The sequence below is a fragment of the Kitasatospora herbaricolor genome (assembly GCF_030813695.1).
GTDB classification, from domain to species: Bacteria; Actinomycetota; Actinomycetes; order Streptomycetales; family Streptomycetaceae; genus Kitasatospora; species Kitasatospora herbaricolor.
Genome location: NZ_JAUSVA010000002.1, coordinates 313,560 through 329,167 on the forward strand (window position 1 = coordinate 313,560; position 15,608 = coordinate 329,167).

The following is a 15,608-nucleotide window of genomic DNA, read 5'->3' on the forward strand; positions in this document are numbered from 1 at the left end:
CTGCGCCCGGAGGGCAAAGGACCATCACCTCGGAGCTTTCAACGGTCAGCCGCAGGTCCTTCGGCCAGCGCGGGTGCCGGCGAGCCGCCCCGTTCTGCCGGGTCACGTGCGTCCCGGACACCGACCCAACCAGGCTCCTTCCTGTACGACTTGTTCCCCGCCCGGGTGAACCGGGCCCCGCGCCGCTTCCCCTCGCCGGCCCGGGCCCGCTAGGAAGATCCACATCACCTGACGGATCTTCACAGAGCGGACTCCTCCCGGATGCGGACCAGGACCACCCTCACGCGCGCCCTCGCAACCACGGCGGCAACCCTGCTGCTCGGCGCGGCCCTCGCCTCCCCCGCCGGCGCCGCGGCGTCGGCCGCGCCCGCCCACCGGGCCCCGGGCGAAGTGGTCACCACCACCCTGCTGGACGCCCTCGACGCGCTGCCCGTCACGGACGAGGACCGGACCGGCTACGTCCGCACCGCCTTCCGGCACTGGATCGACGCGGACAAGGACGGCTGCGACACCCGTCGTGAGGTCATCATCACCGAGGCCATCCAGGCCCCGGCGGTCGGTGCGCGCTGCGCCCTGACGGGCGGTGAGTGGTACTCCCCCTACGACGCGGTCACCGTCACCGACGCCGCCGGCCTGGACGTCGACCACATGGTCCCGCTCGCCGAGGCCTGGGACTCCGGAGCCTCCAGCTGGTCCGCCGCGGAGCGCCAGGCCTACGCCAACGACCTCGACGACGACCGGTCCCTCATCGCGGTCACCGCCAAGTCCAACCGCTCCAAGGCCGACAAGGACCCGGCGGACTGGCTGCCGACCAACACCGGGTACCGCTGCACCTACCTCACCGACTGGACCACCGTGAAGACCCGCTGGGGGCTGACCGTCGACCAGCGCGAAGCCGACGCCCTGCACCGGCTCGCCGCAGACTGCACGGACGAGCCGATCACCGTCACCCTCGCCCGATGACCACCGCGCCGTACCGCTGCACGTAGATCGGGGACCGGACCGCCGTCAAGACGCGCCGGGGCTCTCAGCCGACAGGTCCGACGCTGAAGCCGAGGGTGGTGAGGCGAGGACCAGATCGCCGCGACCAACGGATCGAGACCGGCAGCCCTCGCTGACGGCGGTTCACCGCTGCCCCGGCCGCGCCAGGGCAGCCGGGGCAGCGTCGGTGTTCCGGGCGGGGATGGACCTGGGCGACGGCGTTCTGGAGGCGGGCGAGGACAGCGGCGGTGGCCTCGCGGGTGACGGGGTCGCTCTCGTGGTCGACTTTCTCGGCGAGGAGTTCGGCGGCGGCCGCGACGACGGCGGCCGACAGGGTGACCTCGCGCAGAGCCAGCATCTGGGCGGCGGCGCGCTGGCCGGGGCTGGAGTCGTCGGGGCGCTGGGGATGAGGGCGGTCAGGCCACGCTGGCCTGGCCGGGAGGCGCTGGTGCTGGTCACCGGGTGATTCTCCCGCGATGCGCGTGGCGGGCCAACCAGGTCATTCGCCATCAGCGAGCCCCGCAGCCGACCCGGCCTGGTCGAGGGCGAACTCCATGACCGCGAGCAGGGCCGGCAGGTCCCGCTCCGAGGCGACGGCGGTCATGGCGAGCGCGGTGCGCGCACAGCCGGTCAGCAGCATCACGGTGGCCAGCTCCGGGGCACTCAGGGGCTCGCGGTGGTCGGTGAGGGGTGCGAGGAGGCAGCCGGCCGGGCTGAAGTACAGGTCAAGGCGCCTGCCCAGCCTGTCCGTCTCGTCCTGGCCGGCGGGCAGGTCCGTGAGGGCGTACCGGCCCAGGACCTCGCCGACGGCGTGCTCCATGTCGGTGAGGACCGCACCCGTCTCCGTCCAGGGGTGCCGCCCGGCCAGGGTTCGCAGCCACTCCTCGGCCAGCTCCCCGCACACCGCCGCCCGGCGCACCACCAGCAGGTCCTGGTCCTGCGGGCGGTCCGCGAGGGCGGTCGCGGTACGGGCCGGCGGGAGGGTGCCGCGGTCGGGGCGAGGGTCCTCGTTCGTCATGCCCTCTCAACCCGCCCGAACCCGTGAGGGTCACGGGCCGGGCGGCGGCGAGTACGGCGTCCGCAGCACGGCCGGGCCCGGGCGGTCCTGTGACCTCCTGGGGCCGCACTGCAGGTCCGGGCGGGAGGGACAGTGCTCCGTCCTTCCCGCGAACGTCCCAGGTCCCGGGCAGGCCCGCGTGAGCCGCCGGCGGCCCCGGCTCTGCTCACCTTGGCGGGCGCGCCGCTGGTGGATAGGCGTCCGGCCAGGAATCGAGGTGGCTACGGGGCTGGGGTGTGGTTCGGCAGGGGAGGGTGTGGTTGGTCCGGGTGCGCCGGGCCGAGTGGGTGGGTGCGGCGGTGTCGTTGTGGGCTGGGGGGTTCGTAGCGGCGGGGGTTTCGGATAGGGAGTCCGGCGTGGGTGCGGCCGGCTGGCGGGTTGGGTCTCCGGGGGCCGAGCCGGACGTTGAGGAGCAGGGTCTCCGGGGTGGGGTGCGGCATCCGGGTGCGCATTCGGTCCAGGTCGTCGAGCCATAGGCCGGGTGGTTGCGGGGGCGCGGTCCGAAAGCGCAGGACCCGGTCCGACCGGGTGGTGGGCGGGGAGATGCGGATCCGTATCTCGGGTTGCTCCACCCGGCGGTAGGCCGCTCCTGCGGGCCGAGGGGAGGGGGCCCACGGCGGCTCAGCCGTACGGGCGGCCCGCTCCCATGCCCTCTCCCACTCGGCGACGGCGCCGCGTGAGGCACCGAGGGCTTCCGCGAAGGCGATGACGTGGCCGCGGCGTGGAAGGGCCTCGCCGCGAAGGATCGCGCTGAGGCTGCTCTTCGGCAGCCTTCTCCCGCCACCCTCGGTCCGGCCGGCCTTGTCCTGCCGTTCCAGCAGGGAGGGCTGGCCGCTCCTGGCCCGCAGTTCGACCATGGCCCGCACCAGCTGCCGGTAGTCCTCGATCATCCCGGGGTGCACCAGCAGGAGCCGGTCGTAGGCGACCGTGAGGTCGTGGAACTCCGCGCGAGCGGCGCGGCGCTCGGTGCGACGGCGCTTGGCGTGCGCCCAGCGGGCGCCCTTCCACAACTTGCGGGCCTTGGCCAGGTCACCGTCGCAGGCCTTCGTGAACGCCTCCACCAGGGACAGCGACGGAACGCTGCGGCCGCTGGCGGCACGGGAGAGCATCGAAGGGGTGTAGGAGGTTCTCGCGGCCATTGCCGTGTAGGTCAGCCCGGCACGTTGGCGCTGCTCACGCAGCCACAGCGCCAACGTCTCGCACTGCCGGGTGACGACGACAACGGCGCTCTCACGCCGTCCCACGAGCCGCTAGAGGCCCTCGGCCGGGCGCGGGGCGCGCAGCCGCTCCAGGGTGCGGCAGGCCAGGAAGGCGACGGCGCCGACGAACTCCAGGATGCCGAACATCGGCAGGCCGGCGACGGCCAGGGACGCAGCGAGGATCATGATGACGACCACGATGACGATCTCACCGTTGGTCAGGGTCCGGCCCCCGCGTTCGGGGCCGCAGGCAGGCATGGCAGTGACGGAGCGCAAGGGTTCTCCCTGTCGTTGAAGGTGCGCGTCACCCGGAGGGACGCGCACGAGCTGGGCATGGCCGCATATTTGACGGTCCGACAGGGGGATTCGAGGCCCCCTGACCGTCGGACGGTGTGATACTCCCACTAAGCCAGCCCGCGATCACAATCGGTGTTGACAGATGGCGGTCATTGATTCACGGACGGCCGGAACACCCTCCCGAACGCCACCCCCCGGCAGTTCGACCACCGAATCGTCCGAGCAGCTCAGACATGCCGAACGCCTCGGATTGGTACACATTTTTCCGGGCCGTGGTTGCCCGGGCCCCACCGACGGTGCCACCCTCTCAACAGCGCTGAATCCGGCCACCGAGCCGGATCCACCCCTGGCGTCGTGGCCGCACCATGGAACAGGGACCGGGCATCACCGCGAATTCGAGCGCGGCGCCCACGAGGGTGGCGCACCCCAGCGGTGCGACCACCCTCCGCTCGTCTCCAGGGCCTGAGAATGCCGGCGCGAGCGGCCGTCGCCCCGACCACGCCGCCCAACCCGCGGCGTCGGCCGTGGACGCAGCCGACGGCCGACGGTCTTGGTGATCGGTACTGTCCTGCCGGGCCTGGAACAAGGTGGGGCGCTCTCCGACTGTGTGCAGAAGGAGGACGGTTGCCCCGACACGAAGACGGGGGACACCGCGCTGCGCGGCCCCGTCCTCAGAGCCCGGGCGGCCCGGCACGTCCGGATCCGGCACTGCCGCAAGCAGAGCACCGTCTCCGGCCGAGCCCTACCGTGGGCTGGTCACCACCGGCCCGGGCATTCGCGCCTCGCAGGACTTTGACGCAGAACACCCGACTGCCCCTCGCCGCCCGCGGTCGGGGTGTGGTCGTGGCAGCAGAGGAGGCCACCCGATCGAATGACCAGCGCAGGACGGCGCGGCGGCCCGGGCTGGCCGTCCCGGCGGTTCGTACTCCGTCACCAACAGCCGGTCACCCAACCGCCCAGCCCAAACCCAGCAGCCGGCCGGGCAGCACAGATAAGTAGGCCGACGGCCACCACACCCCGGCAGCCAGCGGGGCGGCATGTGGTGACCTCAGGGATCCGTCACCGGGGGAGGGCCGCCCAGCTCGGGGACCAGGTTGGCCCCGCCGAGGAAACCCCGCCGGCCACGCGCCAAGGCCCGGGCCAAGGGGCTGGTGTGCCGGGGCTGACGGGCCGACACCTGTCGACCTTGGCCCCGCGCTCTCAGCTGGGCGATTCTCCGATGTAAGTCCTCGGCATGCGGATTTGTTTGATCGAAGCCGCGGGACTTGGGACCGGCACCGCCTGGGTGGAAATCACTTGGGCACCGGTCTGCCTGGCGGCTTCGGCAATGTCGCGAAGGACGCCGTGGACGACCTCGTTAGCGATGCCGTGTTGGAAGGGGTTGTCGAGCATCAGCAGTCCGGGGTACGGGCAGTCGCCGCCCATGTCCTGGGCGAGGAAGAGCAGTGCCCTGCTGTAGGCGAGGAAGAAGAGGACCATAGCTTCGGCGCCGAGGGCCTGATGCCAGGGCCGGGTGCCGACGTAGAAGGTCAGGTCGTCGGCGCTGATCGCCACGTTGCCGGTCACCCACACATCGTCGCGATGGCGGTCGAGGAACTCGTTCATCCGTTCGGCGAATACCGCGCATCGGTCAAGGGGTGTCATGCCAAGCTGCGGGTCCTCTTCGCTCTGCCGCTGTAGTTGATCGAGACGTCGAGCGGCCGCCTCGGCTGCTTCCGTGGAGGCTGCTTTGCGGGTGATCATTTCGTCGACTACAGGCAGCGCCATGAGCTTCTGCTGCAGTTGAGCAAGTCGGGCTGCCATCTCTTCGAGGGTACTCACGAACGGCGCGAGGCTGGCGGCGCGATCAGTGTTCAGCCGGGCGGCGAGATCGTGGTGGCGGCTCTGGGCTCCCTGGTGGTCGGCCTTGGCCTGGTGGAGGTCTCGGCGTGTGCGGGTGACAACGTCCTCAAGGTCTTCGGCCTCGGCGGTCAGCGATCGCTGCTCCAGTTCTCCGCGACGTCGGCGCTGGTCGTCGGTCACAGGCTGCATGCACACGTAGCAGGAGCCCTCGGGGTGGTCACGGTGTGTGTCGATCTTCTGCTCGCAGGCAGGGCAGAGCCGTACGGGCAGGCTGCCGAACACATCCACCGAGGCGATCAGCCGGTCCATGCGAGCGATCTCGGCCTTGACGGTGTTCTGGGACTGGATGTGGGCTGCAAGGACCTGTTCGAGGTCGGCAACTGTCTCGGCGGCCTGTGCCAACTCCTGGGTGGCACGCTCGTACTGCCCGGAAAGCGTGGGGTCGTAGCCCGGCGTAACTCCACTGGGGGCACCCACGGCGACGAGGAGTTCTACCTCCTGGGTCAGCCGGCGCCGTTGCTCGTGGACCGAGTCGAGTTCGGCACGAAGTTCGACGCGAACCGAGTCGACCTGCTGCTGTGTCCGGGCGATCGGGAGCTGCAGGTTCTCGCACAGGGCAGCAATGGCCCGGTCTGTGCTGTCGTGGACTTCCCTCTCCGCCGCTTGGGCTTGCGCAAGGTTGCGCTGAGCCGCTGCGACGGCGAAGTCGTTGTTGTTATACCTGGCGGGGGCGAAGCCGAGCAGGAAGCTGATCACCGCACGCCGGTGGAATTCCTGCTCCTTGTCGGCGAACTTGGTCCAGGAGTCCTCATTGCGGTAGATGTGGCGCAGCACGCTGCGGAAGCTGAGGGGCACAAGTTCTGTCGCAGACGCGGCGTGGATGCCTTTGGGGATGCTGAGGTCGGGCCATCGAAGCGCTCTCAAGATCCGGCCGGAGAACTCGGCGACGGGAAATTCGTTGCCGTTCACGACAACCTTGTTCTGGCGCCCGTGCTCCAGGCTGCGCCGGATCTCGGTCGGATCTCCGTTGATGGTCAGGTCGGCGAGGATCTCGGTGTACTCGTCAGCGACCGCTGCCTTCAGCGCGTCGGCGGGGCTGGAGCGGTTGCCCAGGCAGTAGTCGATGGCGTTGAGGGTGGTGGTCTTCGAGCTGTTCCGGATGCCTTGGACGATGTTCAGGCCAGCCGTGTTGAAGGTGTACTTGTCCATCTCGCCCGATGCGTGGACCAGTGTGATCGCCTCGATCCGGAGCCCGGACCGGGATGGTGCCGTGAGCTCGGTCATGGCCTGATCTCCTGGTGGTAGGCAAGGTCTGCGACTTCCGTCGGGAACAGCTGGTAGACGAGATCCTTCAGCTCGGTGCCGGACCACTCGGCGAGGTTGCCGCGCATGGCGTGGCAACGGGCCACGATGGGCTGGAACTCCTCCATCGCCGCCAGGACGGTGGCAGTCTTCTTGCCCCTGACGGTCAGGCGGACGCGCTCGGGCTTGTGGCTCGTCGTGATGGTGACGAGGTCGCGGGCTCCGAGGAAGGCCAGGAACTGGCGATAACGGGGGTCCCAAGGGCCGAAGCGGTAGCGGATCATCGGGGCCTCGACTTCTTCGGGCATGGATGCTCGGAATACCGTGCCGCCGTGGGCTGTGTCCGCGAGTACCTCATGCGCGCGTTCCAGGAAGGCGGGGTAGCGAAGGAAGAAGTCGAGCTTCGCAAGCTTGGTCCGTCCGGCGATGTGCGGGCCCGGCTGGCTGCCGCACTCGGCGAGGAGAAGGAGCAGGCGCGAGGCGTGGAAGTCCGGCGAGTCGTCAGGGTCCCAGGGCCGGTGAAGCGGTGGAACGACACTTCGGCCGATGCTACGAGGCATCGGCATACCGGTTCTGGCAGCGGGCGGTGATGTCCGCAAGGACGGCGTGGGCACGAGCGAGGGACACGGTTCCGCTGCTCACTGCGGGAAGGCTCTCGACCCGGGAGAGGGTTTCGAAGTAAGCCTCCGACCCTGCTGGGATGCGTCCGGCGCGGCGTTCGGCCATGACTCGGGAGCAGACCGCGTAGACCTCGTCCGCGAACTCATCCATCTGCTCGCGCATCGGAGCGAGGCCGGCCCGCCAGGCCCGGCGGTACTTGAAGGCGTTCTCCTGATGGGCCTCCGCTTCTTCGGCCGAGATGCCTGCGACAGCGAGCTTGTTCGCCAGTTTCGTCAACGGTGCGGTGCTGCCGTCAGGACGCCGGCCAGTGGCTTTGGCGATCGCTGCCTGCAACATGTCGTGAAACTCTGCGGCCATCAGGGCACGGGGCTGGGGAGTCATCGCGTCGCGGGCGATGCGGACGCCCAACCAGACCATCACCTCCTCCACCTCGGTGGTCAGAGGTGGCTGCCCCAGCTTCTGGCCGACGATCGGCCCGAGCCTCCGAAGCGCCCTGTCCTCGACCTCCGAAATGGTTCTTCCCTCGATCAAGACTTCGAGACGGTCGACGCACCAGCCAACGTCGCGCTCGTCCGGCAGGACCACACCGTTGAGCCGCTTGACGATGTCGGCCCGCGTCTCCAGCGGAACATGGCCACGGGGCACACCGCGCTCGGTGACGAACGCGTGGAAGTCGGCCTGCGGGCTCTCGTTGACGATAAAGGTGAAGCGGGCGTCGGTCGGGAGGGGCTTGCCGAGAAACAGCTTGCCCAGGTAGCTGCTCTCGGGCTTCTTGGGAATGTCCGCGCGGCAGACATCGGCGACACTGTGGCGCTTGCCGGCTTCCTCAATCGTCTTCACCTGGCGGTAGACCGGGGCCTCGCCCTTGGTACAGACGATGTCTTCCAAGTCCTCCCAAGAGACCTGTGTCCACATGCCTTCGTGCATGTCGAGGCAGTCGAGGAGAGTGATCACGTCCTGGTAGGCGAAGCCGCGCCGGCTCCGCCGTCCTCCGTCAGCCGGCGCTGCAGACACCCGCACCCCGATCCGCCGCGGACAGCCGCGTGGTGACCGCCGATGACCATGTTGGCGGCAGAGGCACCAACATCACCCCCTAGACCATCAGTTGATGATCGGCCAAGTAGACCACTCAGTGACGGACGGTGGCAATGGGTGCAACAGTCCGCGAGAGATCCACCGGCCATTCACACGCCATTGCCCAGATCCATCACAAATCGAACAGCATGACGTCGTGCAGCTCGGGCCCGCCCCGAGGGATCGCCGAGCCGACACGGTGGTGGCCCGATGCCCGGCAGCAAGCACGCGCGGTAGCAGCCTCGGGCCGGCTGTTGAGCACGACCCCGAGACGGCCACCAGCAGGTTCGCCTCCCACATCCAGGAGCCGGCCAGCGCCGCCCGGATCCGGTCGAACTCGTCCACCGGGGCCAGGTCCGCAGCGGCTCCAGGGCGGCCTCCCTCCGCCAGGATGCGGCGCAGCCCTGAACGAGGACGTCGTACTCCGGCCGGGAGATGGCCGCCGATGCCTGTTCGGCGGGGAGGCGCAGGGTGCGGCCGTAGCCGTGCATCAGGTCCTCCTCCAAGCGGTGCGGGGCAGCCCGGCATGCGGGCCATCCCGGGGCACTGGCGCTACTGGTCGGCGTTGCAGTCGTGGTCGGCCTCGACGTAGTCGCCGTCGGCGAACTGGGTTTCCAGGGACCAGCGGCAGGTGCACTCGGCGCGGCCCTCCCAGCTGATCTCGCCGCCGCCTTCCTCGTCGCAGTCGTGGTCGGTGTCGACCATGGTGCCGTCCTCGAACAGCGCTTCCCCGCCGTCGCCGCAGCTGCATTCCCACTGCGCGTACCAGGAGATCTTCGGCGGCTGCTGGGTGGTGTGGGTGGTGGTCACTCGTCTCCTCGGAAGAGGCGGGCCGGCCCGGCTGGGACGGCGGTGTGAGGGGTCAGCTGGCAGGCGGTCCCGGAGAGAGCTACCCGGCAGCGAGGTAGGCGCCGGGTAGCTCGGCCAGGTACAGGTACTGGGCGAGTTCGTCCGCCTTCGCGCGGGCCGTCGCCGGGTCGGGTCGGGCTGCCCGTGCGCAGCGGCGTGGGCAATGAAGGCGTCGAGGTCGGCGGCGTACTGCACCAGGGAGTCGTACAGCCGGGTGGTGGTCTCCAGGTCCAGTCGCTCCTCGCCCGCACCCGCGCCCGTGCCAGCCGGAAGGTCTCGGCGGTGTGGCGCAGCAGGGCGGTCACGTGGGTCGCCGGCATCATCAGCTCGCCGCTGTCGTGTCGGTAGAGCGTGAGCGGGAACCGCGTGGGTCCCCTTCGGTCGTGTTCATGGGCATGCGCGAGCGTGCGGGGGTGGTGTCGGTCAGGTGTGGAGGGCGTCGAGGAGGGCGGTCTCCTGGGGGCTGAGTTTGCCGTCGGTGCGGGCCTTGTCCTGCTTGCGCAGCCAGGCGCCGGGGCGAAAGGTCGGGTCGGTGTCGGTGCCGGTGCGATTGGCGGGGCCGTCCAGGGTGCCGCCGGCGGCGAGGTAGGCGAGCAGGCGGCGGTAGGAGCGGTTCCAGTCCGGCTCGGTGCGCCACATCGCGTCCAGCAGGGTGAGCTTCGCGTCCTGTTCGACCGTGAGCTTGGTGTTCTTGCGCTGGCGGCCCATCCGGGCGCCGACCGCGTGGCCGTCGAGCTTCTCGGCGGCCGGGATCGCCAGGTGCCCGTGGGTCTCGGCCCAAGCGCGGGCGTGGGCGAAGCCGCGGTCCCAGGAGCGGGCGTGCTTGTCCCAGATCATGCCGAGCTGGTCGAGCTCGTGGGTCCGCACCGGGGCGAGGAGGCCGGCGCCGCGCAGGTAGCGCTGGCGGTCGAGCCAGGAGATCAGCGCGCCGTCCCGGGTCTTGTCCGTCGGGTCGAGGTGGTGGTGCCCGGTGTGGAACGCGGCGGCCAGGGCGAACATGCGCTGCCACTCGGTGGCGCGCGGGTTGAACGCGCGCAGCTTCACCGTCCGGAGGATCTGCGCGGCGTGCTTGCGGGCGTTGATCCGCAGCCAGTCCACCGGCGACTCCCCCGCCGGCTGCTCGGCGTCGCCCCGGCCGGCCCCGGCGTCCACGGCCTCGCCTGCGTCGGGGTCGGACACGGCGGTGTGGTCCCTCTCGCCCGCCCGCTTGGTGCGCAGCTCGGTGATGCGGCCGACGACGCGGGCGTCGTGGGCGGCCAGGGCCCGCAGGACGCGCCAGATGGTGCGGAACGAGCTGGCCTCGATCTCCTCCTCGGCCTCGGCCCGCGCCGCCTCCCCGGCATCGCGCACCGCGGCCGGGTCGGCGGCCATGGTGTCGTCGCCGATGGCGGGGGTGGGCAGGTAGACGGGGATGATGACCCAGGAGACCTTGCCCTGCCGGTAGGACTGGCGCAGGGCCCGGCCGACGGCCTGGACGACGTCGATGACCGAGGATTTGGGGTCGGCGAAGACGATGGCGTCGACGGCAGCGACGTCGATGCCCTCGTTCAGGAGCCGGCTGTTGCAGATGATGCAGCACTCCTCGCCCTCCTCGCCGGGCCGCTCGCCGGTGGTGGCCGTGAAGGTGGCGAACGCGGCGCGGCGCTCCGAAAGGCGGTCGGAGCCGGCCACCGCAAGCGCGGTCACCCGCTCCGGGCGGTCGGCGACGGGGAGCAGTTCGGCGGTGGCGTTCATGGTGGCGGCGAACTCCCGGGCGGCGGCGACGCGGGAGTGGAAGGTGATGACCCGGCGGAGATCAAGGTCGGCGACCGCGCGGAGCACCGCGATCTGCAGGGCCAGGCTCAGCAGTTCCTCGTTGGAGCGCTGGGAGCGCAGGTCGGCGACGGCGGGCAGGTTGAGCAGTTCGCGAAGGTCCTCGTCCGTGACGACCGGCACCAGCACCCGGTAGTCGGCGAGGTAGCCGTGCTCGATGCCCTGTTGCAGTGTCCAGGTGAAGACGCTCCGTACCCGGCGCGGCGGCCAGGATGGCGTCCAGGATCTCCCCCGGCGTGCGGGCGCCCAGGGTCAGGCGCACGACCTGGTCGCGGACCGCCAGATCACGCTCGCGGCGTCCAGGAACACCGTGGAACGGGCCTGCTGGGTGTAGGGCGGGCGCTTGGACACCAGGCCCGTCGTCACCGCCTCGAACCGCACACCCTCCGAACCCTCCGGGAGGGCCGGCAGCTCACGCGGCACCGACTCCCCCGCCGAACGCACCGGCACAGCGACCGAAGCGACCGGATCGACCGCATCCTGCCCGGTGGCTCCGGGCACCGACGCGGTGGTGCGCTCCGAGGCGGCCTGTACGCCGGGTTCTGTCACCCCCGCGGCCGCCCCTGCCGTCTGCGGAGCGGCGCCCTGATCCTCAGCCTCGCCCTGGACCGGAGCGGGAGTTGGGGCCGGCTGCCCGGGTACGGGCGCCGGGGCGGGGCGGGTCAGCGCCGGGGCCACCGCGACGACAGGCTGCGCACGGCCTCGGCCACCGGAACCGGTGCCTGCACGGGCCCCGATGCCGGTGCAGGTGCCTGTGCCGGTGCGGGTGCGGGTGCGGCCTGGTCGCCGGCCTTGGCCGTACGGACGGCGGCCGGGGTGGGATCCAGCAGCGGCGCGATCCGCACCACGTCCGCGAGCGTCAGACCGGACGCCTTCGCGATCGGCGCGGCCTGCGCACCCTCGTACCCCGCCAGCCCGGCAACCCGGCGCGCACGCTGAGCGGCGAGCTTGTCCAGCTCCTTCTGCGCGGCCGCCACGACCTTCTCGGCCTGGCCGATCGGTGCGCAGCTCGCGCAGGCCGGCGAGCTCGGCGGTGTACGTCCGGCGGTCCATCAGGCTTACTCCCCCTCGTCGGCGGTGGCGGCGGTCGGATCGGTGGTGACGTAGGCGATCGGGCCGCCCGAGACCGACGACAGGCGGGTGCCGAGCAGCAGACCCGCCAGCCGGGCGTCCTGCGGGTCAGCCGGGTCTGCGGCGTTCACCGGGGAGGTCAGGTCGGTCAGGTAGCCGGCCAGCCGCGCCTTGGTGAACCGGTAACGGCCCGCAGTGCCGACCGCGCCGTCGGCCTCCCACTCGGTGAGGCCGGTCAGCACCGCAACCACGAAGGAGGCCACCGTCACCGGCAGAACGGCGCCGGCCGCGACGCGGGCCGGATCGCACCGCCACCAACCGGACAGCGCGGCCAGCAGCTGCGCCTGGTCCAGGCCGGTGCCGAAGCCGATCCACTCCCGGCCCGGCTCCTCCACCCGCACGGGGGCATCCGAACGCAGCACCGCGACCTCCGGCGCGCCAAGCACGGTGAGGTCCGTGGCCGGGCGGGTCTGCAACCGCTGGAGGGCGGCCAGCGGGAACACCTGCCGCCCCGTGTCGCGCACGCCGGGGACCACGCCGGTGGCCATCAGCTTCCTCACCGTCGGAATCGAGCACCCAAGGGCCGTCCCGGCTTGACCCGTCGTCACGAACACACCCACAACCCCCACGCCTATCGCCCTAACTTGAAAAGCTAGGACGACCCTACGCCTCTCCGTCGTCGCCGCCATGCCTTTTTAGCAAGTCGTATAAGCGTGGCCCAGTCAGGGGTGTCGCCCCCACAGGTTCGAGGAGCCCTGCCGTGTCGAACGCCGCTGCCCAGCTCGATGTCGTCATCGTGGAGTCGGCCCAGGAGCGGGCCTTGCGGCCGCAGGGCCTCTATGTGGCGGCCTGAGCTGGCCGGTGCCGAACTCCGGCGGCGCCTACCAGCTACCGCCTAGGAGGCGTCCCGGGGGCGCGCCGGAGCGTGGGCCGGCTGGCCATGGACCGGCTGCGCGGGCAGGCCGCGACGGCGCAGGCCGTGGCGCTGGCCGCCGCCGACCTCACCGCCCCGGCCCCGACCTCCTGGAACCTGCCTACGACCGGCGCAGACGATTCCTCGCGCCCCTCGCCGTGCACATCGCGATGAGCCTGCTGACCGGCTGGGCCGCGGTCCAGGACTTGCGCGACCGCTGGTCCGCTGGGCCCGGCACTCGGAGCTCAGGCCGGCGGCGATCCACCAGGCCACGGGCATCGCCCGCACCACCATCGACCGCATCGCCTGACCGGCGGGGCCGGGCCGGGTGCCGTGCCCGTCGGCGACGGCAATCGTCCTGGAGCCCGCCCACGCCCGGGAGCCGGAGCCAGCGTTGAACCGGCCGGGTTCCACGATCGGGGCACCCGGGCGCCGGTGATCTCCAGCATCCGCACCAAGATGTCGGTCGGACCGGCCCGGTGCAGCCGTGCGCCCTGGTCGGGCACGTTGTCAACGACCAGGGCGCTGGGAGGGTACGTGAGTCAGAACGCCTGGGCAGGGTCGTCCAGCCAGGCGTGCCAGCTGTCGGGAGTGACGGTGAGTCCGAGCCGATCGACTCCGGGCTGATCGGCGGCGTGCCACCAGGCGAGGGCATGTTCGAAGTCGTCCCACAGGCGGCGGCCGCCGTACTGGCGGACCTGGTGCGCGTCCTGGCCGTCTCGGAAGGTCGCGGCGGCCCAGGCCGGGGTTGTCAGGGAGTAGAGCCACAGGGTGCGGGCGCCGTCGTCGTGGGGCTGGATGGCGTGGACGATGTCGCGCAGGCGCAGGCCGGCGGCGAGCGGGAAGGGGTCGAACTTGCCGTGGCCGGGCAGTGTGGCGGTGGTGGTGTGTTCGGCGACGGTGCCGCCGTCAGCAGGGTTGCGGGGCCAGGTGAGGCGTTGGGAGCGCATCTTCATGAACTCCACCGGCTGGAGGAACGGGCCGGAGGCGGTGCCGTCGCCGTGGACGGTGAGGCGGACCAGTGCGTCGGCGTTGGAGTAGTGGGTGCCGAACGGCGCCAGGATCAGTCCGCCGGGCCGGGTCTGCTCGATCCAGGCCTGCGGGATGGTGCGCAGGCCGTAGGTCGCGGTGATCCGGTCGTAGGGGGCTCCGGCCGGGCGACCGAGGGCTCCGTCCCCGCAGACGACGTGCGGGTGGTAGCCGGCGGCGGTCAGGGCGGTGTCGGCGCGGGCGGACACTGCCGGGTCGATCTCGATGGTGGTGACGTTGGTGTCGCCGAGGCGGTGGCTCAGCAGGGCGGCGTTCCAGCCGGTGCCGGTGCCCTGCTCCAGTACCCGCATCCCGGGCTCGACCTGCAGGTCCTCCAGCATCGAGGCGACCAGCGAGGGCTGCGAGGCCGAGCTGGTGGGTACCGTGCCGGGCTCGGCGCCCTGGTGCTCGCCGTCGTCCCACTGGGTGACGATCGGGACGTCCGCGTAGGCGGCCGCCAGCCAGGCGGCCTTGTCCTCGGTCCGGTCGACGGGCCGGCTCGTCCCGGTGGCCAGTTCGTGCGCCCATATCAGGTCGGGCAGGAACAGCGAGCGCGGGACGGCGTCGAAGGCCGGCGCCCACGCGTCGGCGACCGGGAAGGACCGCCCCGTCGCGGGGCGGCCCTCGCTCTCGGGTGCGAGCGTCACTTCCGGTGTCCCCCGTCTCCGGGCGGCGGGCCGCCGTCGGGCGAGGGCGGGTCCTGGGGCGGTGTCCACGGGGTGCCGGGGAGGTTGTCCCCTTCACCACCCCTTGACGCGCCGCTGTGGGCCTGGGCGATGTCCATGACGGGCTCCTTGTCGTGGTTGTGATGGTGCCCTCCCGGGACCGGGAGGAGTAGAGGTCCCGGCCGGCGCACCGGGGCGCGGGTTCATGCCGGGCCGGGGCCGGCAGGGCGTGCGCGCAGGTCGGCGTAAACGGTCTTGCCGAAGGGCCCGGCGGTCGCACCCCAGTGGCCGCCGGTGAGGTGGTGGACCAGGGCCAGGCCGCGGCCGGACTCGGCGGCGGGGCCCGCGTCGATCAGGCAGGGCAGGGTGCGGGAGCTGTCGCGGACGCTGATCCGCACGCTCCGGTCGGTGACGCGCTCGACGGTGACCGCCATGCTGCCTCGGCAGCCGGTCTTCGCGGCGTTGCCAGCCAGCTCGCTGACGATGAGTTCGCCGGCCTCCACCACGTCACCCAACCCCCACCCCCGCAGGGCGGTGCGCACCAGGCGGCGGGCCGCGGCGGCGGACTGCGGCTCGTAGGGCAGCAGCGCGGTCGTGGTGTCCGTGACCGGTGGCCGTTCCTGGGTCTCCACGGCCACGCTCACCGTGTGCCCCGCAGCCGCCGGTGCCGCCGCTACCCGCACCGCGGTGGGTGGGCGGGCTATGGGGTGCGTGGTCACGTCGGACTCCGCTCTCTGGTCGGCGGGTGACGGCTGCGCGGGCCCGACGGGGGACGGGCCCGCGCAGCGGCCCCAACTCGCCTGCACACCGACGGGGCCGGGTGTCCGGTCCGTCACTGCGGGCGACGGTTCGACGGTAGGGAGTGGGCCCGCGCGGCTTCAACGCGGTTGCTTCCG

Annotated in this window: 15 protein-coding genes; 2 read left to right on the plus strand and 13 right to left on the minus strand. The window is 71.6% G+C overall.

Annotated elements, in window-relative coordinates; all coding sequences use genetic code 11:
* The first annotated feature begins 261 nt into the window (after positions 1–261).
* A complete protein-coding gene (locus J2S46_RS01790) occupies positions 262–963 on the plus strand; it encodes an HNH endonuclease family protein (RefSeq protein ID WP_191291776.1) in 702 nt (233 codons plus the stop codon).
* A 220-nt stretch (positions 964–1,183) separates the two neighbouring features.
* Positions 1,184–1,447 carry a hypothetical protein gene (locus J2S46_RS01795; RefSeq protein ID WP_307348350.1) on the plus strand — a complete coding sequence of 88 codons (264 nt, stop codon included), beginning with the start codon at positions 1,184–1,186 and terminating at the stop codon, positions 1,445–1,447.
* Positions 1,448–1,480: 33 nt separating this feature from the next.
* On the opposite strand, the gene J2S46_RS01800 is transcribed toward J2S46_RS01795, so the two are convergent.
* From J2S46_RS01800 to J2S46_RS01860, 13 genes are all read right to left on the minus strand, one after another.
* The gene (locus tag J2S46_RS01800) at positions 1,481–1,999 is read right to left on the minus strand and encodes a hypothetical protein (protein WP_191291774.1); all 519 of its coding nucleotides are present in this window, start codon (positions 1,997–1,999) and stop codon (positions 1,481–1,483) included.
* Positions 2,000–2,259: 260 nt separating this feature from the next.
* Complete coding sequence (locus J2S46_RS01805) at positions 2,260–3,282, minus strand: helix-turn-helix domain-containing protein (RefSeq protein WP_307348352.1); 1,023 nt, start codon at positions 3,280–3,282, stop codon at positions 2,260–2,262.
* Positions 3,283–3,288: 6 nt separating this feature from the next.
* Positions 3,289–3,513 (minus strand): hypothetical protein, encoded by a 225-nt coding sequence (locus J2S46_RS01810; protein WP_191291772.1) that lies wholly within the window; start codon positions 3,511–3,513, stop codon positions 3,289–3,291.
* Between the two features lie 1,221 nt (positions 3,514–4,734).
* Entirely contained in the window at positions 4,735–6,660 is a 1,926-nt protein-coding gene (locus tag J2S46_RS01815) for a hypothetical protein (RefSeq protein ID WP_191294467.1), read from the minus strand.
* The gene (locus J2S46_RS01820; protein WP_191294466.1) at positions 6,657–7,238 is read right to left on the minus strand and encodes a hypothetical protein; all 582 of its coding nucleotides are present in this window, start codon (positions 7,236–7,238) and stop codon (positions 6,657–6,659) included. Before J2S46_RS01820 ends, J2S46_RS01815 begins: the two co-directional genes overlap by 4 nt.
* Positions 7,228–8,319, minus strand: coding sequence for a dsDNA nuclease domain-containing protein (locus J2S46_RS01825; RefSeq protein WP_307348353.1), 1,092 nt, complete (start codon positions 8,317–8,319; stop codon positions 7,228–7,230). The genes J2S46_RS01820 and J2S46_RS01825 overlap by 11 nt, the downstream gene beginning before the upstream one ends.
* Positions 8,320–8,925: 606 nt before the next feature.
* On the minus strand, positions 8,926–9,183 hold the full coding sequence (locus J2S46_RS01830) for a hypothetical protein (RefSeq protein ID WP_191294464.1): 258 nt from the start codon (positions 9,181–9,183) through the stop codon (positions 8,926–8,928).
* A 462-nt stretch (positions 9,184–9,645) separates the two neighbouring features.
* Positions 9,646–11,157: a helicase associated domain-containing protein gene (locus tag J2S46_RS01835; protein ID WP_191294463.1), complete on the minus strand. Its 1,512-nt coding sequence runs from the start codon at positions 11,155–11,157 to the stop codon at positions 9,646–9,648.
* A 129-nt stretch (positions 11,158–11,286) separates the two neighbouring features.
* Positions 11,287–11,583 (minus strand): hypothetical protein, encoded by a 297-nt coding sequence (locus tag J2S46_RS01840; RefSeq protein WP_191294462.1) that lies wholly within the window; start codon positions 11,581–11,583, stop codon positions 11,287–11,289.
* A 113-nt stretch (positions 11,584–11,696) separates the two neighbouring features.
* Positions 11,697–12,011 (minus strand): hypothetical protein, encoded by a 315-nt coding sequence (locus J2S46_RS01845; protein ID WP_191294461.1) that lies wholly within the window; start codon positions 12,009–12,011, stop codon positions 11,697–11,699.
* A gap of 81 nt (positions 12,012–12,092) precedes the next feature.
* Positions 12,093–12,665 (minus strand): DNA-binding protein, encoded by a 573-nt coding sequence (locus J2S46_RS01850; RefSeq protein WP_229913391.1) that lies wholly within the window; start codon positions 12,663–12,665, stop codon positions 12,093–12,095.
* Positions 12,666–13,560: 895 nt separating this feature from the next.
* Positions 13,561–14,694, minus strand: a complete 1,134-nt coding sequence (locus J2S46_RS01855; RefSeq protein ID WP_191294459.1) for a methyltransferase domain-containing protein — start codon at positions 14,692–14,694, stop codon at positions 13,561–13,563.
* Positions 14,695–14,915: 221 nt separating this feature from the next.
* On the minus strand, positions 14,916–15,350 hold the full coding sequence (locus tag J2S46_RS01860; RefSeq protein WP_191294471.1) for an ATP-binding protein: 435 nt from the start codon (positions 15,348–15,350) through the stop codon (positions 14,916–14,918).
* Positions 15,351–15,608 lie beyond the last annotated feature (258 nt).